At 53.4% G+C, this 20639-nt stretch carries 17 protein-coding genes; 12 read left to right on the top strand and 5 right to left on the bottom strand.

Features of this window, described 5'->3' with window-relative positions:
- The first annotated feature begins 51 nt into the window (after positions 1-51).
- The 3 genes from EL386_RS07575 to EL386_RS07565 all read left to right on the top strand — a co-directional run bounded on the left by EL386_RS07575 (position 52) and on the right by EL386_RS07565 (position 4761).
- Positions 52-2109 carry a TonB-dependent receptor plug domain-containing protein gene (locus EL386_RS07575; protein WP_126454953.1) on the top strand — a complete coding sequence of 686 codons (2058 nt, stop codon included), beginning with the start codon at positions 52-54 and terminating at the stop codon, positions 2107-2109.
- Between the two features lie 18 nt (positions 2110-2127).
- Positions 2128-3066 (top strand): type 1 periplasmic-binding domain-containing protein, encoded by a 939-nt coding sequence (locus EL386_RS07570; protein ID WP_126454951.1) that lies wholly within the window; start codon positions 2128-2130, stop codon positions 3064-3066.
- A gap of 75 nt (positions 3067-3141) precedes the next feature.
- On the top strand, positions 3142-4761 hold the full coding sequence (locus EL386_RS07565; protein WP_172597658.1) for a sensor histidine kinase: 1620 nt from the start codon (positions 3142-3144) through the stop codon (positions 4759-4761).
- A 189-nt stretch (positions 4762-4950) separates the two neighbouring features.
- Here the strand turns inward: EL386_RS07565 and EL386_RS07560 are convergent, their stop codons facing one another.
- The 3 genes from EL386_RS07560 to EL386_RS07550 all read right to left on the bottom strand — a co-directional run bounded on the left by EL386_RS07560 (position 4951) and on the right by EL386_RS07550 (position 7666).
- Complete coding sequence (locus EL386_RS07560) at positions 4951-5451, bottom strand: HPP family protein (protein ID WP_126454947.1); 501 nt, start codon at positions 5449-5451, stop codon at positions 4951-4953.
- A gap of 44 nt (positions 5452-5495) precedes the next feature.
- On the bottom strand, positions 5496-7040 hold the full coding sequence (locus tag EL386_RS07555) for a 2Fe-2S iron-sulfur cluster-binding protein (RefSeq protein ID WP_126454945.1): 1545 nt from the start codon (positions 7038-7040) through the stop codon (positions 5496-5498).
- Between the two features lie 80 nt (positions 7041-7120).
- Positions 7121-7666 (bottom strand): carboxymuconolactone decarboxylase family protein, encoded by a 546-nt coding sequence (locus EL386_RS07550; protein ID WP_126454943.1) that lies wholly within the window; start codon positions 7664-7666, stop codon positions 7121-7123.
- 122 nt (positions 7667-7788) lie between these two features.
- Between EL386_RS07550 and EL386_RS07545 the strand changes: the two genes are divergently transcribed.
- Positions 7789-8688: a LysR family transcriptional regulator gene (locus tag EL386_RS07545; protein WP_126454941.1), complete on the top strand. Its 900-nt coding sequence runs from the start codon at positions 7789-7791 to the stop codon at positions 8686-8688.
- Positions 8689-8741: 53 nt separating this feature from the next.
- On the opposite strand, the gene EL386_RS07540 is transcribed toward EL386_RS07545, so the two are convergent.
- On the bottom strand, positions 8742-8987 hold the full coding sequence (locus EL386_RS07540; RefSeq protein ID WP_232020264.1) for a hypothetical protein: 246 nt from the start codon (positions 8985-8987) through the stop codon (positions 8742-8744).
- Positions 8988-9095: 108 nt separating this feature from the next.
- Here EL386_RS07540 and EL386_RS07535 point away from each other — a divergent pair, with 108 nt between their 5' ends.
- The 8 genes from EL386_RS07535 to EL386_RS07500 all read left to right on the top strand — a co-directional run bounded on the left by EL386_RS07535 (position 9096) and on the right by EL386_RS07500 (position 19814).
- Complete coding sequence (locus EL386_RS07535) at positions 9096-9578, top strand: acyltransferase (protein WP_126454939.1); 483 nt, start codon at positions 9096-9098, stop codon at positions 9576-9578.
- Between the two features lie 7 nt (positions 9579-9585).
- Complete coding sequence (locus tag EL386_RS07530) at positions 9586-10713, top strand: aminotransferase class V-fold PLP-dependent enzyme (RefSeq protein ID WP_126454937.1); 1128 nt, start codon at positions 9586-9588, stop codon at positions 10711-10713.
- Between the two features lie 205 nt (positions 10714-10918).
- Positions 10919-11875: a YiiX/YebB-like N1pC/P60 family cysteine hydrolase gene (locus tag EL386_RS07525; protein WP_126454935.1), complete on the top strand. Its 957-nt coding sequence runs from the start codon at positions 10919-10921 to the stop codon at positions 11873-11875.
- Positions 11872-14340, top strand: a complete 2469-nt coding sequence (locus tag EL386_RS07520; protein WP_126454934.1) for an acyl-CoA dehydrogenase — start codon at positions 11872-11874, stop codon at positions 14338-14340. The genes EL386_RS07525 and EL386_RS07520 overlap by 4 nt, the downstream gene beginning before the upstream one ends.
- The gene (locus EL386_RS07515; RefSeq protein ID WP_126454932.1) at positions 14297-15610 is read left to right on the top strand and encodes an acetyl-CoA C-acetyltransferase; all 1314 of its coding nucleotides are present in this window, start codon (positions 14297-14299) and stop codon (positions 15608-15610) included. Before EL386_RS07520 ends, EL386_RS07515 begins: the two co-directional genes overlap by 44 nt.
- Complete coding sequence (locus tag EL386_RS07510) at positions 15607-17646, top strand: 3-hydroxyacyl-CoA dehydrogenase NAD-binding domain-containing protein (RefSeq protein ID WP_126454930.1); 2040 nt, start codon at positions 15607-15609, stop codon at positions 17644-17646. Before EL386_RS07515 ends, EL386_RS07510 begins: the two co-directional genes overlap by 4 nt.
- Positions 17643-19463, top strand: a complete 1821-nt coding sequence (locus EL386_RS07505; RefSeq protein ID WP_126454928.1) for an AMP-dependent synthetase/ligase — start codon at positions 17643-17645, stop codon at positions 19461-19463. The genes EL386_RS07510 and EL386_RS07505 overlap by 4 nt, the downstream gene beginning before the upstream one ends.
- Positions 19464-19535: 72 nt before the next feature.
- The gene (locus EL386_RS07500) at positions 19536-19814 is read left to right on the top strand and encodes a late competence development ComFB family protein (protein ID WP_126454926.1); all 279 of its coding nucleotides are present in this window, start codon (positions 19536-19538) and stop codon (positions 19812-19814) included.
- Here EL386_RS07500 and EL386_RS07495 read toward each other — a convergent pair.
- Positions 19811-20605, bottom strand: a complete 795-nt coding sequence (locus tag EL386_RS07495; protein ID WP_126454924.1) for a TatD family hydrolase — start codon at positions 20603-20605, stop codon at positions 19811-19813. The two genes, EL386_RS07500 and EL386_RS07495, sit on opposite strands and share 4 nt — an antisense overlap.
- Positions 20606-20639: the final 34 nt, after the last annotated feature.

Raw genomic sequence — 20639 nt, 5'->3', positions numbered from 1 at the left:
GTGAGGGATCATGAAGATCTTCTTCCAGTAGGAATAATGCGGGAATACAGAATGCGATATGCAATAACCTTTCTTCTTCTGCCGTTTTTAACATTATCTTACATGCCCGCGCTGAGTGCAGAGTATACCGACGAGGAAGCCCTTGAATTAGAATACCCTCGGGTCAGTATTGCCACAGGTACGCCGCAACCGCTCTACCGCGCGCCCGCAGCGGCCACTGTCATCACTGCGCAGGACATTGAGGCCATTGGCGCAACCGACCTCGGTGAGGTGCTAGAGACCGTACCTGGCCTTCATGTATCGACGGCAGGGGGGGGCTACTACCCTATCTATTCCATTCGTGGCATCAACTCGGAATTCCAACCTCAAATATTAGTGCTGCTCAACGGCATCCCCCTAACCAATTTTTACACGGGCAACCTGGGCCTCGGTTGGGGTGGCATGCCTGTCAAGGCTATATCACGGGTAGAGGTTATCCGAGGACCCGGCTCAGCGGTTTATGGTGCAGATGCATTTGCCGGTGTGATTAATATCATCACGAAATCAGCACAAGAGATACAAGGGACTGAGTTTGGCGTGCGCGGCGGTTCCTTCAACACGCGCGCCGGATGGTTATTGCATGGTAGCCAGTGGGGCGGTTGGGATGTCGGATTTTCGATGCAGGTCGAGGGTGTTGATGGCGCGGCCAGGACCGTTGATGCCGATCTGCAGACCGAAATCGACAGCGCCCTTGGAACCACGGCATCACTCGCGCCCGGGTCCATTAATGACTGGGCCGACCGACTGGACAGTCGGCTGGAGTTGTCGCGTGATGCCTGGACGCTGCGTGCAGGCTACCAGTATCGACGTATCGGCACCGGTGTTGGTGTCGCGCAGGCGCTGGACCCCGGCGGGAGGATTGAGAGTCGTCGCTTCAACGCAGACATCAGCTATAAGTTTGATGTGGGGCGCGATTGGCTGTTCACCGGTCAGTTGAGTTACTACGACTTGGAAACGCGATTTGAATTGATGCTGTTTCCCCCGGGGGCCTTTAATAATGCCTTCGCCGACGGGGTCATTGGCAACCCATCTCAATACGAACGCCATACTCGCACTGAACTTACTGCCTTGTATACGGGCGCTCGCTCACATCAACTGCGCCTCGGCACTGGGTTCCACTATGGCGACCTTTACAAAATAGGGGAGACGAAGAATTTCTTTATCAATACAGATAACAACATCACCCCATTGGGAAGTCTCGTCGACGTAAGCGATAATGAAGCGCTCGTGTTTATGCGCCCGCAGGATCGCTGGATTCGCTACGCCTTTCTCCAGGATGAGTGGCAATTCGCCACCGACTGGACGCTGACTGCGGGGTTGCGTTATGATGAGTATTCGGATTTCGGCACTACGGTCAATCCACGCCTCGCACTCATTTGGGAAATGAACTACAATCTCACCAGCAAGTTCCTGTACGGTCGCGCCTTTCGGCCTCCCTCGTTTCAAGAGCTGTACAATATCAACAACCCCATCTCTGTGGGCAATCCCGATCTTGATCCGGAGACCATCGATACCATCGAGGTTGCCGTCGATTATCGACCACGCTTTGACCTGAATACCCGGCTGAATCTTTTCTACTACGAGATGGACGATATTATTCGATTTTTGCCCAACGTGGATTCGTCGACTACTGCCATCAACGCAGGGAGTCAGCATGGGCATGGGGGCGAGGTCGAGATCGAGTGGCGCCCGACACCGCGCCTGCGTCTGCTCGGCAATTATGCCTACCAGCGTGCCGACACCGTCGGTGTCGAAACTGAAGTTGGTAACGCCCCTCGCCACCAGGCATACGGCCGTATTGAATGGAAGGCGAACCATCTTTGGGATGTCAATGCGCAAGCGAATTGGGTGGGTGGGCGCACGCGCCGGGCGGATGACCCGCGCCAGGACATTGACGACTATGCGACGGTTGATTTTACCATCCACCGCTCCGCAGACCCCTGGAACTTGACACTGTCAGTACGCAACGTGTTTGATGCGGATGTTCGTGAACCGTCCTTTTCAGCGATCCCTAAAGATATACCGCTTGCCGGCCGTTGGTTTTACCTCGGTGCAAAGGTTCACTGGTAACTGAGGGATAGGCAAAGGATGCCAAACCTCTCTAGAACGTTCATTTCTCAGCTGCTGATGCTGCTGCTGTTGGCTGGCGTTGCCTCATTGGGCTACGCTGAGGCGCCCCGAGTAGTTGTGCTCTACCCCGAGAATGTACAACGAGCCACCTTCGTACAAATCATCGAGGGCATAAAAGAGCGACTCGGCGACGCCGTGGTTGCCCGGCCACTCGAAAAAAATGTTGACACAATAGCGCTGCAGTCATGGTTGGCCGAACAATCTGAGCCACTGGTTATTGCCTTGGGGCGGCGCGCCACGCAGGTCGCCCGCGATATCAACCAAAAGCGACTGATTATCGGTGCCATTACGCATCCTTCCGGTGAGTTACGATACGTTGCGGGTGTCAGTATCTATCCCTCGCCAGAGTCTCTCTTCTCATGGCTCCGAGCGTTGGCGCCACACATCACCGACGTCTCGGTCGTCTACACGACGGACGAACTCGAATGGTTGATCCGCCTGGCCGAGCGCGCCGCCTCTCGTCATGGCTTCACACTGACCTCCGTGCATGCCGAAGACGCGCGTGCCGCGGCGCTATTCTACCGTAGCTTCTTCGAAACGAGCCAGCATAGGAACCATGCGCTGTGGTTGCTGGAGCGCCCCGCACAGCCGATTTTTCATTCCATCCTGGAAAACGCATGGCGAAACCGTGGCGTCGTACTCTCAAACCGCGCCTCCGACGTACAACGAGGCGCGTTATTAACCGTTTACTCCAAGCCCGTCGATATCGGTCGCCGTATCGCCGAGGTGGCCGTTCCCTTCTTATCACGCCCACCCGCCTTGCGACAAGGCGATGCCAATAATCGAATAACGCCACAAACAGGTGGCACCCCGTTAGTTAACAGCCGCACCGTCAAACGACTCGGCTTGCATCTGCCCGCGCAACTGCGGCAGGAAATTGAGTTCCTGTTCCCGTGATGTCGGCAGGCCCTCTGTGGAGTGCATATGATAAAGCATACTAGAAAATGGGGATACCGGCGGCGACTCACGGCTATGTTTACGTTGGCATTTATGTTTTTCGCCGTTGTGGTTGCGCTCGCAAACAGTTGGCAGGCCAGTCGTAGCGCGATCGATACGTTTATAGGCCAAGGTGAGCACATCACGAAAGGCTTTGCCAGGCAAAGCGTTGTTTCTTTATTGTATGGCATTGGCGATAACGCAAAAGAGGCGGCTATTGCAACGGTGGGTATCCCGTGGGTCTCTCATGTTGCTGTATATGATAGAAATCACCAGCCGTTGCTTCAGCAAGGCGCCACTCCGGAGTGGCACCCACGTTATAGTCATGCAAGTCCTGGCCACGCTGTGGGGCTGTCTCATGAGACAGAAGGCGCCTGGCATTTTATCGCGCCCGTATTCATAGAAAAGGGCGACCGGGCTGACGATGAGATGTACCCAGCGGACGATCAGGCGTCTGAGTATATAGGGTATGTCCATGTCGAAATGAAAAAAGAGGGGATATATGCGCTGCGTCATAATATTTTTATAAATAATGTTGTCACCACATTTCTGTTCGCGCTGCTTATGCTTGGCGCGCTCTTGCTGGTGACATCCAGGCTGATAAAGCCCTTAAACTCACTGTCAGACCTTATGCGGCGCGCTGAAAAAGGCGAAGAAGGGGTCAGGGCCGGGATCGGTGGGCCGCGAGAGACCATCAATATGGGCCGCGCTTTTAATAAAATGATGTCAGTCCTGGAAGAGCGCGCAACGCGTTTGTTGCAGCAAAAGCAGACGTTGCAGCAAGAAATCGATGAGCGCGAGAAAGTGCAGCGGGAGCTGGTCCAATATAAAGATCACCTGCAAGAGCTGGTCGATGAGCAGACACGCGATCTGATTGTCGCCAGGGACAATGCGCTTGCGGCAGAGCGGGCCATGTCAAGATTTTTGGCGAATATGTCCCATGAGCTTAGAACACCGCTGCACGGCATTTTGAGCTTTGCGCGCTTTGGCATGAAGAAAAGCCACACAGAAAATCCTGACAAACTGCAAGAGTTCTTTACCGAGATATATGATAGCGGGGGTGAATTGTTAAAGCTCGTGACGGACTTGCTGGACCTGTCCAAATTGCGCGCTGGACGCATGGTCTATAATTACGAAAAGGGTGAACTGTTGCCGTTGGTGCGTAAGGTTGTATGTGAGTATCAGGCGCTGGCGGAAGAAAGCGGCATTACAATCGTTGTAGAAGAGGGTGGGCGGAATACTAGCCTTGTTATGGACGGGAGCAAGCTTATGCAAGTTACCAGAAACGTGCTTTGTAATGCGATACGCTACAGTCCGCCAAACAGCACAATCGAAATCAATGTGTCCGGATCGGATGTTGGCGGTGGAGTAGTCAGTGTCTGCGACCAAGGGATCGGGATACCTGAGGGAGAAACGGAAAAGATATTCAATCCGTTTCTTCAAAGCACTAAGACAGAGACCAATGCCGGAGGAACAGGGTTAGGCCTGGCCATATGCAAGGAAATTATAGAAGGTGGGCACGGGGGGCGTATAGAGGCCTCCAACAGGGTGCAGGGTGGGGCATGCTTTACATTTTGTTTGCCGGCTGATCCGCGTGAACGTAAAACTCATCCCGGCGGCGAGGTTGACAAATCACGCTCTCCGGGTGGCCAATGACACATCAAATGGCATTTAGAGAAATGGGCGCTACAGAGAGACAAACAAGTAGACGATCTCATCCTTATATATTTCTTAACTGTTTATTGTAACCCATACGTATAAGGAACGCGGTCTCGTATAAAAAACGCCATCCATGGCGAATGAAGGGAGTGAGACCATTCCTGGCACAAGTGGCGGATCGTGTTGTCAACTGTTATCGCTATGTGCGAGCTTACGATATAACATTGCAATGATGACTAATATTGTGCTACCAATGGCGACAGGGAATAACAGGTAACCCCATGATTGCCCAACCAGCATAACCACTAGCGGGTCGGCACCTGCTGGTGGGTGGGTAATGCGCAATGCTGCCATGGCAGAAATCGCCAAACCTACAGCGAGTCCAAGACTCCACCATTCGACGGGCAACAGGCTATAAGCCAGCAAGCCAATAGTTGTTGAAATAAGATGGCCACCAATTACGTTGGCAGGTTGTGACAATGGACTATCAGGCACCGAAAACAGTAACACACAGGTGGCTCCAAAGGGTGCCATTAATAATGCCCTTGCTGATACATTACCAAGCCAACTGACAATTGCGATGGCCAGCATGCCACCTAGCCCTGCCATAATAATGACGGCAACAGGTTTTGCAGGTTCGCCACGACTAAATAGTTTTTGAATGTTGAGAAGCCCACTTTTTTTCATAGCATCAGTCTCTGTTGGTTAAGGTGCACATGATAATTTGGCGGTTAAACATCAAGTACGAGATGGTTAGTTCTTGCCCTTGACACACAGGGGCATATAAATTGTTCTCGTTCTTCTTTGCTTAAGACCGTGTCATGGTGTTCCGGCTCTCCATCAATGACTCGAACTACACACGATTTGCAGGCACCTGTTCGGCAGTTATAGGGGGAATCAACACCGGCCTTGAGCATGGCATCCAGTATGGTTTCAGTGTTATTTACATAAATCTCCAAGTTAGAACGGCGCAACTTAACAATAATGGGTTTACTATTTTCCCGGGGTAAGTTTTTAAAACGTTCAATACGTATACGTTGCGGATTAATGTGTAGTTTTGCAGCAGTTGCTATAACATCATCAAGCAGACGAGTTGGACCGCAGGCATAAATTACTGCATCTTCAGCTGAAGTTCCGATGATGTTTTCTATATCCATATGTTGGTTGTTTTCTGAGCTGTAAATAGTTATTGCGTCATTAAATTCGCGCTCAAGGCGATCACGAAAGGCCATCATTTTGTGATTTTTTCCGGCGTAGTGAAGGTGTATGTTTGTGCCGCGCGCTTTCAATTGTTGGGCCATCGGCTTGATAGCCGTAATCCCAACACCACCTGCGATCAAGATGGCCGGGCAATGATCCTTATGTAATTCAAAGTGGTTTTTAGGGTATTGGCAATTCAATACCAGGCCAATATCAAAATTGGCGTGAACTGCAATTGATGCACCGAGACCCTCCTGTTGTTGAAGTACAGCAATTTCATACATATCTGTACGAGTTGGGTTTGAGCAAATTGAATAGTGCCGGTAAACGGTTGGGCCATCATCTATCTTCACGGGGATGCGTATGTTTGTGCCCGCAGAGACTTCTGGTAATTCATTTCCCTCCGGGTCACGTAATTCATAGGCACGTATATTTGAAGCGAGTTGACGAACCCCGGTTATAACCAATTTCAAGGGACCATTGCCAAGCTCTGATGAGTAAGTATGCTTACTTTTATTATCGAATGTCCCAAGAAGGTGTTTAATATAGTTATCTGTGTAACGAGGCGTAATATGTTGAGGGCAATTCCAATCAAATGCCTCAATATCTATAATCACACCACGTTCAACCTGTGCCCTATAGTCAGGGTCTTCTAACATCTCCATGGTTTCGGTTTCTCTTGCATCAACCAACCGAGCGTGGCCAAAGATTTTCAGGCGACTACGGTTCTCGTAATCCATGAGGAACAGAGCAACACGGTTGTTATTGAGTATATTACCCGTGCTGATATATTGGCGGTTTCCTCGAAAGTCGGCATAGCCTATGGTTTTATCGTCCAGAACTTTTATAAAACCAAATTTACCGCCACGGTGTTGTATATATGGCCATCCGCTTTCACTGATGCTGGCTATGTAAAAACTGTCACGCTGCTGGATAAACTGCATTTCACTGTCGCCCAGTACATGACTGAAGTCTTCCCCGCCAAGCATACCGTCATAGTCATCATGACTGCCCTGTGCAAGTTGCACAGCACGAACGGCAGGAGTGAAAGCAATTTCTGCGAACTTGTGTCCCATGATGGTTCCGCTTGGCTGTCGAGTGGGTTGTTAGCCACTACCAGCGAATACGTCTGCCGGTAGTGGCACCTGTTTTTCAATCAGGACGCTAACTTGAGATCAACTTCGGGGAAATCGATTTCAACCTGGCTGGCCTTGCCAAGGATATTAGTGAGGATGTTCATACCCACGTGTGTGATGATCTCAACAATCTCGGCATCGTTGTAGCCGGCATCACGCACTTCATTGATTTCTGCCGTTGTCACCTGGCCTTTGTGTTCTGATAGGGCGTTGGCAAACTTCACAGCAACGGCTGCCCGGGCATCCTGGCTACTGCCGGCACGGTTAGCATCGATCTCTTCTCCGTTCAGGCCAGCCTTGCTACCAATGGCCGAGTGCGCTGAAATGCAGTACTGGCAGGCATTCTGTTGCGCGACCGAGATGGCAATCCGCTCACGCGTCTGGGCATCCAGGCTACCTTCACCGGCAATACCGTACAGGCCGAGGAATGCACGCAATGCAGCAGGGGAATTGGCGAAGACTTTGAGGAAGTTGGGTACCATTCCAAGTTGTGCATTAATGGCATCCAGCAGTTCTTTCTGCTCAGGGGTGGCACTGTCGTTCTGTATCACATTGATTCTGCTCATGATGTTCTCCTTTCAATGGCTCGCAACACACTGTGTGTTGCGATGATGAAAGTCTGGCAAATTCCACTTGAAAAAAGAATAACCATAAACAATAATTTAATATTCCACTTAATGGAATAATAATGAATCGCATTCATTTGATGACTGTCTATGTTGCCGTAGCTGAGGAGCAGGGTTTTGCCGCTGCATCGAGACGACTGCAGATGTCGCCCCCAGCGGTGACCCGTGCGGTGGCAACACTTGAAGAACATCTCGGTGTAAAACTGCTTAACCGAACAACACGCTATGTTCGCGTAACTGAAGCAGGTCAACGTTATCTTGAGGATGCACGACGTATTCTTGCTGATGTCGATGCAGCTGATGAAGCCGCCGCCGGTATTAATGCTGAGCCACGAGGCCATCTTGCGGTTACTGCCCCTGTTTTGTTTGGGCGCATGTTTGTTATGCCCGGCATTGTTGATTACCTGCAGCAATATCCAGGGACAGAAGTGTCGGCAGTTTTTCTTGATCGGGTTGTTAACCTGCTGGAAGAAGGCCTTGATGTCGGTATCCGTATCGGTGAGTTACCTGATTCAAGTATGCGGGCACTCAATGTGGGATTTGTAAGGCTGATCCTGTGCGCATCACCAGAGTATATAAAGGATAATTGTTTACCAGCCACACCGGATGACCTGCTATCCCATTCATTGATTGCTTCACGTTCGAGTAGTGATGCTCTGCATTGGCGCTTTCAAACTGACAAAGGCGAGCGACCACTGCGAGTTCATCCGCGTCTTACGGTGACAACAAACGATGCGGCAATCGAGGCAACGGTTGAAGGCTTTGGTATTAGTCGCTTGTTGTCTTACCAAGTAGTACCGCAGCTTGCTGAAAGAAAATTACAAATCATCATGCCCGAATATGAACCTGCACCGTTGCCAATTAATATTGTTCATCGTGAAGGCCGGCTGGCTTCTTCAAAGGTCAGGGCATTTGTTGACCTCATGGTAGATCGTCTTCGTAATGACAAGGCTTTAAATTAAAAATGCCATTCCTGGCGATGGAAGGGGACTATCCCTGGCATCAAGGGGGATTTTTAGTTCCTACCGGCAATGACGCCGCCATCGACATCCCATGTTGCCAGTACCTCATCGACCTGTTCCGGTTCAATGAAGGATTCGTATATGGAGAGTGACCACGGCAGGTGAGGCTGCGTTAGCGCATGCAGACCGGCATTGGCCATCGAGTAGGCCGAGGAAGGTGTCGCCTTGATCGCCTGTTTTACCCACATGGAGCCGATATGCATGTTGCTGGCAACCGCATAACTTAACATAATATACATTATGCGAAGTAGTGTAACCTATGCTCAAATACCTTTTTCCTCCCGTGCAGCTGTAAATCACCTATAATCACAGGCCTTTGTAATAAATAACCCAAATAGAAAGTCATTATGTTAGCAAATATTGCCCATAGCCTACTGAACTGGTTAGAACGTCAACGTGTGCGTTATTACCTGGGACAGATGGAATCGGTTGGGGAAGGTGTCGTTATCCAGCCCGGCCTGCGTATCTCTCGTCCGGCAAATATCAGAATCGGTGATAACGTCAATATTCACGTAAATTGCGTCATGCAGGCCCAGGCCCCCATTGAAATTGGTCCTTATACGCTGATTGCTGCTAATTGCACGATTGTTACCGCTAACCATGCCCTTAATGAGCGTGGTGCAGCAGCCCTGCACACGATTGAACGTAAAGCGGTAAAAATCGGCTCGGATTGCTGGCTAGGTGCTAACGTGACCATTCTCCCAGGTGTGACCATTGGTGACGGTGCCGTGATCGGTGCCGGCAGTGTTGTTACCCGTAACATGCCGGAGAACATGATTTGCCTAGGCAGCCCGGCCAAACCTATAAAAGAAAGACCTAATAAGAAGTGATAACAATATGCTAAACGAATTCCCCCTCGATAATGACCTTGTCTATTTGAACCATGCCGCAGTGGCCCCCTGGCCTCAACGTACCGCCGATGCCATCAACCAGTTCACAGATGAAAATCTGCACCATGGTGCCCGCTACTATCCACGCTGGATGGAAACTGAGTTGGCCTTACGCGGCCAGCTCGTCAGCCTGCTGAATGCCGCATCCGTCGATGACATTGCCCTGGTCAAAAATACCTCCGAGGCACTGTCGATGGTCGCCCACGGTCTGGACTGGCAACCCGGTGACAATGTGGTGTTTCCGGATATTGAATTCCCTTCGAATCGCATCGTCTGGGAGTCCCTGGCGCGTTACGGCGTTGAAATCAGAAAGATAGACATTCGCCGTGCGAGCACACCGGAAGAGGCCCTTATTGAGGCCATGGATGACAATACACGGCTGTTGGCGACAAGTTCTGTGCAATACGCAACCGGTCTGCGTATGGATCTGGAACGCCTGGGCAGGGCCTGCCGGGCGCGGCCACATACCTTGTTTTGTGTTGATGCCATCCAGAGCCTTGGTGCCCTGGCCATGGATGTTGAGGCGATCCACGCCGATTTTGTCATGGCCGATGGCCACAAATGGTTACTGGCCCCCGAGGGTCTGGCGGTGTTTTATAGTCGAGAAACTGCGCGTAACGTACTGAAGAACCATGAATTTGGCTGGCATATGGTCGAGGAGATGTTTGCCTTTGATAACCCGGACTGGAAAGAGGCCAGGTCTGCCCGCCGTTTTGAATGTGGTAGCCCGAATATGCTCGGTATCCACGCCCTGCACGCTAGTTTATCGCTGCTGCTTGAAACCGGTATGGAAGACGTGTCGGCGCGTATCCTTGCCAATACGGATTATCTGCTCAGGCAACTGCAGCAGATCCCGGGTATGCAGATCATCACCCCGGAGGCCCCCGGGCAACATGCCGGCATTGTTACCTTTTGCCCGCCAGTAACCGATATCAGCGCCCTGCATGGCCAATTAATGGAAAGCGGTGTGATTTGTGCCCTGCGAGGTGGCGGGATACGTTTTTCGCCACATTTCTACACCCAGACACAACAACTCGACCGCGCCCTGCAAACACTTAAGACTTGTATGGGATGAAACACACTCGGGCACATAGTGTCTATACTTCTATACAGGTATTTAAATCTTTGCAGCAATGGACGCTAAAGATTATAGGAGCAGGCTGTTACCAGACTGACACGCACGGAGCGGACACCCTGAAACCACCGCTGTAGTCCCCGCGCATCAGCCATAATACGGTTCCGGCCGGCATGGATTGATTTGGGATACAAGGAGGCCTGCAATGGGTCTGCGAAGCTGGATGGGCAAACAGATATCTGACTGGCTGGTTCAAGACTCCCCTGCCAGCGGCAGTCCGCTGTGTGATTTTGATCGCCTCAGTTACGAAATTCGACCCGGCGATGTCATCCTGATTGAAGGCCGCAGTCGCGTCAGCGAGGTCATCAAGATCATTACGCAAAGCCCCTGGTCACACGCTGCCCTGTATGTCGGCCGTCTGCATAACATCGCGGACCCGGCACGGCGCGAGGCCATCCTCCAGCATTGTGATGCCCGCCCTGATGAACAACTTATCATTGAAGCGATACTGGGCAAGGGCACGATTGTCAGTACCTTGCGGCAATATCGTGAAGACCATGCGCGTATCTGCCGGCCCCGCGGGCTCACCCCCAAGCACGCACAGCAAGTCAGTAACTATGCCATTGATAGTCTCGGCGCAGGCTATGATGTGCGGCAGTTACTCGACCTGGCCCGTTTTCTGTTCCCTTATGGCATCTTGCCGCGTCGCTGGCGTTCGTCATTGTTTGACCACAATGCCGGTATGCCCACGCATACCGTCTGCTCGACGATGTTGGCGCAGGCCTTTATGTCGGTGTATTTTCCCATCTTGCCGGTTATTGCCCACGAGGAAGGGGGCAAAACAAAAATTTATCAGCGTAATCCAAGACGCTTCACCCCGCGCGATTTTGATTACTCGCCGTATTTTGACATTATCAAATACCCGTACATCAATCTGGAAAGTGGCACTATCTATGAACAACTGCCCTGGCATGATGACGGTGTTGTCTGTAATGCCCCCGGGGATTGTTTTATACCCAATGGCTATATACCTGCAGAGATAAACAAACAACATACACCGGCGTCTTTAGCCGATATCGCGGCAAAGACACGTCATTCTCTTCGTCTGATGAAACATCGTATCAGGGCGCTTCGCCAGCAGACTGGGGAGAGCCTGCCATGAGTGCCCTGCTGTACTGGCTGGTGCTTGCCGCCATTGTCATGGTAAGCCTGTACCGGCGTCAATTATCCTGGTTAGGTATAGCGGCTGTCTTGCTGGTAGCGGGCATCTATTTTTACAGTACCGATATGCGTATTACGCCCGCCGCCGTTATGGTGTTCATCAGTCTGCTCGTCATTACCGTGCTCCTCTTCCCACCAATAAGGCGACAGCTCATTAGCCGTTATGCCATGACGGCCATGGCCAGGATCACCCCGGCTATTTCACAAACAGAACGTGACGCCCTGGAAGCGGGTACGGTCTGGTGGGATGCGGAGTTGTTTAATGGCATGCCCAACTGGAACAGCTTGCTGGAAACAGCGATAACCTCTCTGAGCGAGGAAGAACAGGCCTTTATCAATGGCCCGGTTGAAACACTCTGCGAGATGCTCGATGACTGGACTATTACCCACGAAGATGGCGACTTGCCGCCGGAGGTGTGGCGCTATATCCGAGACGAGGGCTTCTTTGGACTCATTATTCCAAAACTCTACGGTGGCAAGGAATTTTCAGCCCTGGCCCATTCCAACATCGTCATGAAGATCGCCAGCCGTAGTGTCACCGCTGCGGTAACCGTCATGGTACCCAACTCACTTGGCCCGGCAGAATTGCTGTTGCGCTACGGCACGGAGAGACAACGTCAACATTACCTGCCCCGCCTCGCTGGCGGCAAGGAGATCCCGTGCTTTGCCCTCACTGAGCCGACGGCAGGCAGTGATGCCGCCAGCCTGACCTCCAGTGGCGAAGTCTGTTATGGCAAACAGCATGGCAAGGATGTGCTTGGCATCCGCCTCAACTGGGAAAAACGTTATATCACCCTGGGGCCTGTTGCCACCCTGCTCGGCCTGGCCTTTCGCCTTTATGACCCGGAGCATCTGCTCGGCGAAGAAGAGGACCTGGGCATTACCCTGGCACTGATTAACACCGATACAGCGGGTGTGGAGATCGGTCAACGGCATTGGCCACTCGACATCGCCTTCCAGAACGGACCGAACCGTGGGCAGGATGTCTTTATCCCGCTCGAGCAGGTCATCGGCGAACGTGACTATGTCGGCCAGGGCTGGCATATGCTCATGGATTGCCTGGCCGCCGGTCGTTCAATCTCTTTGCCGGCACTCGCTACCGGGGCGGCAAAGCTCGCCTCGCGTCTGAGCGGAGCCTATAGCCATATACGTCGGCAGTTCAAGGTGCCTATTGGTCGTTTTGAAGGCATCCAGGCACCACTGGCGCGGATTGCCGCCCACACCTATATGCTCGATGCCGCAAGGCGGCTGACTGCCACGGCGGTTGACCTTGGCGAACAACCCTCCGTGATCTCTGCCATCGTCAAGTACCAGCATACAGAATACATGCGTCGTATTATTAATGATGCAATGGATATCCATGGTGGCAATGGTATCTGTCTCGGCCCACACAACCTGCTTGGCCGTGCTTATCAGGCCATACCCATTAGCATTACGGTTGAGGGTGCAAACATCCTGACCCGTTCCTTGATCATATACGGACAGGGTGCCCTGCGTTGTCACCCGTGGTTGTACCGACTTATCAGCGCGGCCACCACGGCCAAACTGGCGCAATTCGATCAGGCACTGTTTGCCGTTATTGGCCATACCTTAAGTAAACTTGTCCGCGCCCCTTTACTGGCGTTCGGTCTTGCCCATGCCCTGCCCTCAACGCGGCCAAAGCCATTACAGGCTTATCTGCACCGTGTCGACCGCATGAGTGCGGCCTTCGCACTCGTGTCTGACCTTGCCGTGTTGTCACTCGGCCCCGCCCTCAAGCGTAAGGAGGCCATGAGCGGCCGCCTTGCCGATGCGCTTGGCAGTCTTTACCTGGTGTCGGCAACCCTGAAACAGTTTCATGATGATGGTCACCCGCCACATCAGCGACCACTTGTCGACTGGCTGCTTGATGAACAGTTATATACCTGTGAGCAGTCCCTTCTGGCCGTGCTGAATAATCTTCCCAACAGGTTGCTCTCCAGTATCGTGCGCCGCCTGTGTTTTCCCTTCGGTGCGCGTCAAGGTCTGCCGAATGATCATGATACAGGTGTCGTCTCGAACCTCATCTTCGAACCCGGTGCGTCCCGCGACCAGTTGACGGCTGGTATATACATACCGACCCGCATTGATGAGACCCTCGGTGCGGTCGAGGATGCATTACAAAAGATGGTTAATGCCGAAAAAATCGAACAAGGACTTCGCGATCACGTGAAAAAAGGCCTCCTGCCGGCATCGGCCATGGCAGTGCTGATCACCGAGGCCAGTCACCGCGGCCTGCTCTCGGATACGGAACGACAGATTTTAGATGAGGCAGAAGAGGCCCGCCTGCGGGTGATCGCCGTTGATGACTTTGATAATGATGTGCTGGCAAGGAGAAATAATAATGAAAAAACGCACAAGCTTCGCAAGACCGGTCTACCTCGTTGACGGCAGTCGCAGCCCCTTTCTGAAGGCACAGGGTAAACCCGGGCCCTTCAGCGCCTCGGACCTGGCCGTGGCGGCGGCACGTCCGCTGTTATTAAGGCAGTTAGCAAATGACGGCCTCATTGATGAAGTCATCCTCGGCTGTGTCATGCCCGGTGCCGACGAGGCCAATATCGCCCGTGTCGTCGCCCTGCGCTGTGGTCTCGGTGAGCAAACGCCGGCCTGGACGGTGCAGCGTAACTGCGCCTCCGGCCTGCAGGCCATAGACAGTGCAGCCCACGATATCGCCTCGGGCCGTGCCGAGCTGGTGCTGGTCGGGGGTACCGAGGCCATGAGTCATGCGCCGGTCCTGTTTAACCACAGGATGGTCGAGTGGCTGTCGATGTGGCTGCGTGCCAGGTCGGTCGGTGCCCGACTGCAGGCCGTAGGCCGATTGCGGCCGGCGATGTTCAGTCCGATTATTGGCCTGTTGCGTGGCCTGACCGACCCCGTGGTTGGATTATCAATGGGGCAAACCGCCGAGGTCCTCGCGCATCGTTTTGCCATCAGCCGCGAGGAAATGGATGCCTATGCACTGCGTAGTCATGAACGCCTGGCGCACGCCGAGGATGAACAATACCTGGATGAGATCGTCTCGTTGTTTGCCGATGACGGTCGTCTGTTCGAGACGGATGAGGGCCTGCGCAGGGAGGGCGATATGTCGCAACTGGCCCGGCTCAGGCCCGCCTTTGATCGGCTCGATGGCAAGGTGACCCCAGGCAATAGCGCACAGATCACCGATGGAGCCGCCATGCTGCTACTGGCCTCGGAAAAGGCCATTGAGAAACATGCCTTACCCGTGCTGGCACGCATTATCGATAGCGAGTGGGCGGGACTGGACCCGGCACAAATGGGACTGGGGCCGGTACATGCCATGACCCCGCTGCTGAAACGCCACAAGTTAAGTCTGGACGAGATCGATTACTGGGAGATCAACGAGGCCTTTGCCGCCCAGGTGCTGGCCTGTCTCGCGGCCTGGCGTGATGCAAAGTATTGCCGTGAGCACCTGCACTCGCGCACGGCCATGGGTGAAATCGATACGCAAAAACTTAACATCGATGGCGGTGGTATCAGTCTCGGCCATCCGGTTGGTGCGAGCGGCGCACGCATCGTCCTGCACCTGGCCAAGACCCTTAAACGTACCGGTGCGCAGCGTGGCATGGCCAGCCTGTGTATTGGTGGTGGACAAGGCGGTGCCATGCTGATCGAACGCGTTCCAGGGGAGGCCGCATGAAAAACCATCACTGGCACCTGACAACTGACGACGAGGGTATTAGCTGGCTACATGCCGATACGACAGGCGCTTCAGTCAATGTCCTCAACGAGGATTCCTTCAACGAACTGGACAAGTGTCTCGACACAATCGCTAAAGACAAACCCACGGGCCTGATCATCACTTCGGGCAAGGCCGCGGGATTTATCGCCGGGGCAGACGTGAAATATTTTTCAGGTCTGCGGGATCAAGAGAAGGCAAGGCACTTCATTCAACGCACACACAAGTTATTTGCCAAATTGGAAAAACTCCGTTGCCCAACCCTTGCCCTTATCCACGGTCACTGCCTGGGTGGTGGTCTGGAACTCGCTCTCGCCTGTGACTACCGCCTTGTATCCGACCAGCCTGCCACCCGCCTGGGTCTGCCGGAGGTAAAACTGGGGATACACCCCGGCTTTGGCGGCACGGTACGCCTGATTAAACGCATCGGAGTGCTTGCCGCCATGCCGCTGATGCTGAGCGGACGGTTGGTCTCCGCCTATACGGCCGTAAAGATGGGTATCGCCGATGAACGGGTTGCCGAACGACACCTGCACACGGCGGCACGACGTTATCTGCGCACACGTCCCCCACATCATCACCCACCATGGTGGGATGCCTTGCTCAGGCCGACGCCCTGTCGTTATGCCCTCAGCCGGTATTTTGATCATGCACTGGCCAAAAAGGTCAGACGCGAACATTACCCGGCCCCCTATGCCCTGGTTGACCTGTGGCGACGCCATGGCAATAACGAAAAGTCCATGCTCCAGGCCGAGGCACGTTCAGATGCCGAACTGGTCATCGGCGATACCGCACAAAACCTCGTGCGCCTGTTCCTGTTACGGGAACGATTAAAAAAATTCGCCCGGAGCAAAGCCGATGACAGGGTCACGCGACACATTCACATCGTCGGTGCCGGGGTCATGGGTGGAGATATTGCGGCCTGGTGTGCCCTTCGTGGGATGCGGGTCAGTCTGCAGGATACACGTACGCAGGCACTTGCCTCGGCAGTAGGACGTGCGCATAGCCTGTTCAGGAAAAAACTCAAACAACCCCGTGACATCCGTGCGGCCATGGACAGACTGATCCCCGATGTCAGTGGTGCCGGTATCGCCCATGCCGACATCATTATCGAGGCAATCATCGAGGACCTCCAGGCCAAACAGACCTTGTTCAAGCAACTTGAAGAACATGCCAGTCAAGACTGTCTGCTGGCAACGAATACCTCGAGTCTTCCCCTCGAAGACATTAGCCAGGTATTGGCCCAACCGGAGCGTCTCGTCGGCCTGCACTTTTTTAATCCGGTGGCGCAGATGCCACTCATAGAGATTGTGCATGCAGCGGATACGGACAGCGAGGTCGTCGACAGGGCCTGCCGTTTTGCCGTATTACTCGACAAACTTCCCCTGCCTGTGAAGAGTGCACCGGGCTTTCTTGTCAACCGCATCCTCATGCCCTACTTACTCGAGGCCGTAACCTTGCTCGACGAAGGTGTTGCCGCCAGCGTGATCGATCGTGCCGCGACCGACTTTGGTATGCCCGTTGGTCCCATTCAGCTGGCCGATCAGGTCGGGCTTGATATCTGCCTGTCGGTAGCCGGGGAGTTATCCAGAGAACTCGGCTTTGCCGTGCCTGCACTATTACAGAGCGAGGTTGAGCGTGGCCATCACGGTAAAAAGTCGGGTCAGGGGTTTTATCGCTATCACAAGGGCCAGGCCATCCATGAACCCGTGACGAAGGACTCTCCCCGCCCCGACGACCTGACGGATCGCCTCATGTGCAGCCTGCTCAATGAGGCCGTGCACTGCCTGCGGGACGGTATCGTCACCGATGCCGAACTGCTCGATGCCGGCGTGGTCTTCGGCACCGGTTTTGCCCCACACCGTGGTGGCCCCACGCATTACATGGCATCCATGCATGAACAGGTCCTGCTCGAGACATGGCGTAAACTGGAGGAACGACATGGTGAACGTTTCCATATTGATGACGACTGGGCGCAATGGCTGACACCGGCATGAACCGCTCATATAAACAAAGCCATGATGTCATTGCTGTTGATACGGCCCGGACACTGGATGGCCTGTTTCGTGAACGTGTACGTCGCAGCCCGGAGAAGTGCGCTTACCGTTATTACGACCCAACCACAGAATCCTGGCGCGATATGAGTTGGGCGAGCATGGAGGAACACATACTCCATTGGCGCGCTGCACTGGCCGCTGAATCACTCAACCCCGGTGACAGGGTCGCCATCATGATGCGTAACTGCTGTGAATGGGTTATGTTTGAGCAGGCTGCCCTGTCTCTCGGTCTGGTTGTTGTGCCCCTTTACCCTAACGACCGGGCAGACAATGCGGCCTTTATTATTAATGATGCCGCGGTAAAACTCTTACTCATCGAGACCCGCGAACAATGGACAGTGCTTAATGCGGCACTCGCCGGCTGTGAAAGCCTGCTCCGTGTTGTCATGCTCGAGCCCATGCCAGAGCCACCAGCACCGAATGATAAACAAGGTCTTATCGAGGCCAGCAGCTGGTTGCCGGACAGCGTCATGCACTATAAACATGATAACGCCGCCGATGACCTCGCCACCATCGTTTATACCTCGGGCACCACAGGCCACCCCAAGGGGGTCATGCTCAGCCATCATAATATTCTCTGGAACGCCTGGGCGGGTATGCAGCATATCAGCGTCTACACCGAGGACCTGTTTCTGTCCTTTTTACCGCTGTCACATACCTTTGAACGCACGGTCGGCTATTATATTCCCATGATGGCAGGAACAACCGTCGCCTATGCACGTTCCATCTCGGAACTGGCCGAGGACCTTATATCCATACGCCCGACAATTCTGATCTCGGTGCCACGTATCTTTGAACGTATCTACGCAAAACTCAACACTCAGCTGGATGAGAAACCGGCACTGGCAAAAAAACTCTTCGAACTGACCGTTGATATTGGCTGGCAACGTTTCCAGTTTAAACAACACCGTGCCAACTGGCACCCTGCCCTGCTTGCATGGCCGCTACTGAATCAACTGGTGGCCAGCAAGGTGACCAACAAACTCGGTGGCCGCCTGCGCTTTGCAATCTGTGGTGGTGCGCCACTGCCCGAGAAGATCGCTCGTATTTTTATCGGCCTGGGGGTGCAAATCGAACAGGGTTATGGTCTCACTGAAACCAGCCCCGTACTCAGTGTCAATAAACTGGATGACAATGACCCGGGCAGTGTTGGCACCCCGCTGGTCGACGTCGAACTGAAACTGGCGGAGAACCATGAATTACTGGTCCGTAGCCCCGGCATCATGCTCGGTTACTGGAACAACCCCGAGGCAACACTCGAAATCATCGATGACAAGGGCTGGCTGCACTCCGGTGACAAGGTCGAGTTACACAATGGCCACCTCTATATTACCGGCCGACTTAAAGAGATCCTGGTACTCGCCAATGGCGAGAAGGTCCCCCCCGTGGATATGGAGGCGGCACTCGTCGATGATAATTTAATCGACCAGGCAGTGGTCGTTGGTGAAGGGCGGCCCTATCTGGTTGCACTACTCGTGTTGAATAAAGACCAGTGGCGACGCTTTGCCTCGCGCCTGGTCACGAATACCGAGAGTGACGAGTCATTGCATGACGAGCGTTTACAGCAGCTGTTACTCGAGCGTATTGGCAAAGACCTGCATGAGTTTCCGGGTTATGCCCAGATTCGGCGTGTGCTCCTGTCCCTGCAGGACTGGAATATAGACAATGGCATGATGACACCCACACTCAAATTACGCCGTAACCGGATCCTTGAGTACCATGCCGCCGATATTGAACAGCTCTATGAAGGTCATTAAAGGAAATAATCAGGCAGCCGGACTCAATATTTTCCTCCACTGTCCGATACCTGTATCAGATAAGGAGCCTATATGACATTTGAAGCCATCAGCAATTATTACGAAAAGCCCGTCTACGACCGGATCCTGGCTACATTGGGGCCAATCCATGGCGATGACCTGGATTACCTCGCCGATGTGGCCTGCGTGGCCCTGAATAACCTGCCGGCCCGCTACATTCGTCACCAGGTCGATATGGCCTTTTACATGTCTTCAGAGGAACGTGAAAACATGGCTAAAGATATTACAAAAGCCGTTGAGGATGCCATCGAGTTTGTCCGTGACCACCGCCATAAGGAAAATGCCGACTAAGTGACGGCGTGTGCGCTGTTAAACAGGCGGAAGAAATTTTCTGTACTGGCCGCCGCGATCGTCTGGTAACTGTCGCCGCGCAGTTCGGCGATAAATTCGGCGACATGTTTAACATAGGCCGGCTGGTTGGTCTTGCCACGATAGGGCACCGGTGCCAGCCAGGGTGAATCGGTTTCCACCAGCATGCGGTCCAGTGGCACACGTCTCGCCACATCCTGCAGGGTCGTGGCACTCTTGAAGGTCACAATCCCCGAAAAGGAAATATAAAATCCCAACGCCATCGCCTGCTGTGCCATGTCCCAGTCTTCGGCAAAACAATGCATCACACCACCGATTTCCTCAGCATGTTCTTCACGCAACACCTTAATGGTGTCCTCACGTGCCTCACGGCTATGGATGATCAATGGTTTACCGGTCTGTTTGGCCGCTGCAATATGCCTGCGAAAACGCTGTCGCTGCCATTCAAGGTCGCCTTCACTGCGAAAATAATCCAGCCCGGTTTCTCCAATCGCCACGACCTTGTCATCGGCGGCCAGCGCAACCAGTTCTTCGATACTCGGGTCTTTACCCTCTGACTCATTCGGGTGCACGCCGACAGAGACATACACGTTCGGCATATCCTTAACGGTTTCACGCATCGATGGATACTGCTCCAGGTTCACCGCGACACAGAGCATGTGGCCGACGCCGTTTTCCTCCGCGGCAGCCACGGCCTGGGCCGGGTCGCCACCGAGCTTCTCATAATCCATGAGGTCGATGTGGCAATGTGAATCAACAAGTAAAGCAGTCATGGTTGTTCCTGTCGTTCAAGAAAAAGGCGTGTAC

The organism is Sulfuriflexus mobilis, assembly GCF_003967195.1.
GTDB lineage: Bacteria > Pseudomonadota > Gammaproteobacteria > AKS1 > AKS1 > Sulfuriflexus > Sulfuriflexus mobilis.
Note: the sequence above shows the minus strand (reverse complement) of the source record. Positions and strands in the feature narration are given on the sequence as shown.

Excerpts from the sequence above, each read along its gene's own strand:
- EL386_RS07520 (WP_126454934.1), top strand. The coding sequence starts at position 11,872 with ATGAGTGCCCTGCTGTACTGGCTGGTGCTTGCCGCCATTGTCATGGTA.
- EL386_RS07515 (WP_126454932.1), top strand. The coding sequence starts at position 14,297 with ATGAAAAAACGCACAAGCTTCGCAAGACCGGTCTACCTCGTTGACGGC.
- EL386_RS07555 (WP_126454945.1), bottom strand. The coding sequence starts at position 7,040 with ATGGGACACAAGTTCGCAGAAATTGCTTTCACTCCTGCCGTTCGTGCT.
- EL386_RS07560 (WP_126454947.1), bottom strand. The coding sequence starts at position 5,451 with ATGAAAAAAAGTGGGCTTCTCAACATTCAAAAACTATTTAGTCGTGGC.
- EL386_RS07540 (WP_232020264.1), bottom strand. The coding sequence starts at position 8,987 with ATGTATATTATGTTAAGTTATGCGGTTGCCAGCAACATGCATATCGGC.
- EL386_RS07575 (WP_126454953.1), top strand. The coding sequence starts at position 52 with ATGCGATATGCAATAACCTTTCTTCTTCTGCCGTTTTTAACATTATCT.
- EL386_RS07565 (WP_172597658.1), top strand. The coding sequence starts at position 3,142 with ATGTTTACGTTGGCATTTATGTTTTTCGCCGTTGTGGTTGCGCTCGCA.
- EL386_RS07550 (WP_126454943.1), bottom strand. The coding sequence starts at position 7,666 with ATGAGCAGAATCAATGTGATACAGAACGACAGTGCCACCCCTGAGCAG.
- EL386_RS07525 (WP_126454935.1), top strand. The coding sequence starts at position 10,919 with ATGGGTCTGCGAAGCTGGATGGGCAAACAGATATCTGACTGGCTGGTT.
- EL386_RS07500 (WP_126454926.1), top strand. The coding sequence starts at position 19,536 with ATGACATTTGAAGCCATCAGCAATTATTACGAAAAGCCCGTCTACGAC.
- EL386_RS07505 (WP_126454928.1), top strand. The coding sequence starts at position 17,643 with ATGAACCGCTCATATAAACAAAGCCATGATGTCATTGCTGTTGATACG.
- EL386_RS07535 (WP_126454939.1), top strand. The coding sequence starts at position 9,096 with ATGTTAGCAAATATTGCCCATAGCCTACTGAACTGGTTAGAACGTCAA.
- EL386_RS07510 (WP_126454930.1), top strand. The coding sequence starts at position 15,607 with ATGAAAAACCATCACTGGCACCTGACAACTGACGACGAGGGTATTAGC.
- EL386_RS07495 (WP_126454924.1), bottom strand. The coding sequence starts at position 20,605 with ATGACTGCTTTACTTGTTGATTCACATTGCCACATCGACCTCATGGAT.
- EL386_RS07545 (WP_126454941.1), top strand. The coding sequence starts at position 7,789 with ATGAATCGCATTCATTTGATGACTGTCTATGTTGCCGTAGCTGAGGAG.
- EL386_RS07570 (WP_126454951.1), top strand. The coding sequence starts at position 2,128 with ATGCCAAACCTCTCTAGAACGTTCATTTCTCAGCTGCTGATGCTGCTG.
- EL386_RS07530 (WP_126454937.1), top strand. The coding sequence starts at position 9,586 with ATGCTAAACGAATTCCCCCTCGATAATGACCTTGTCTATTTGAACCAT.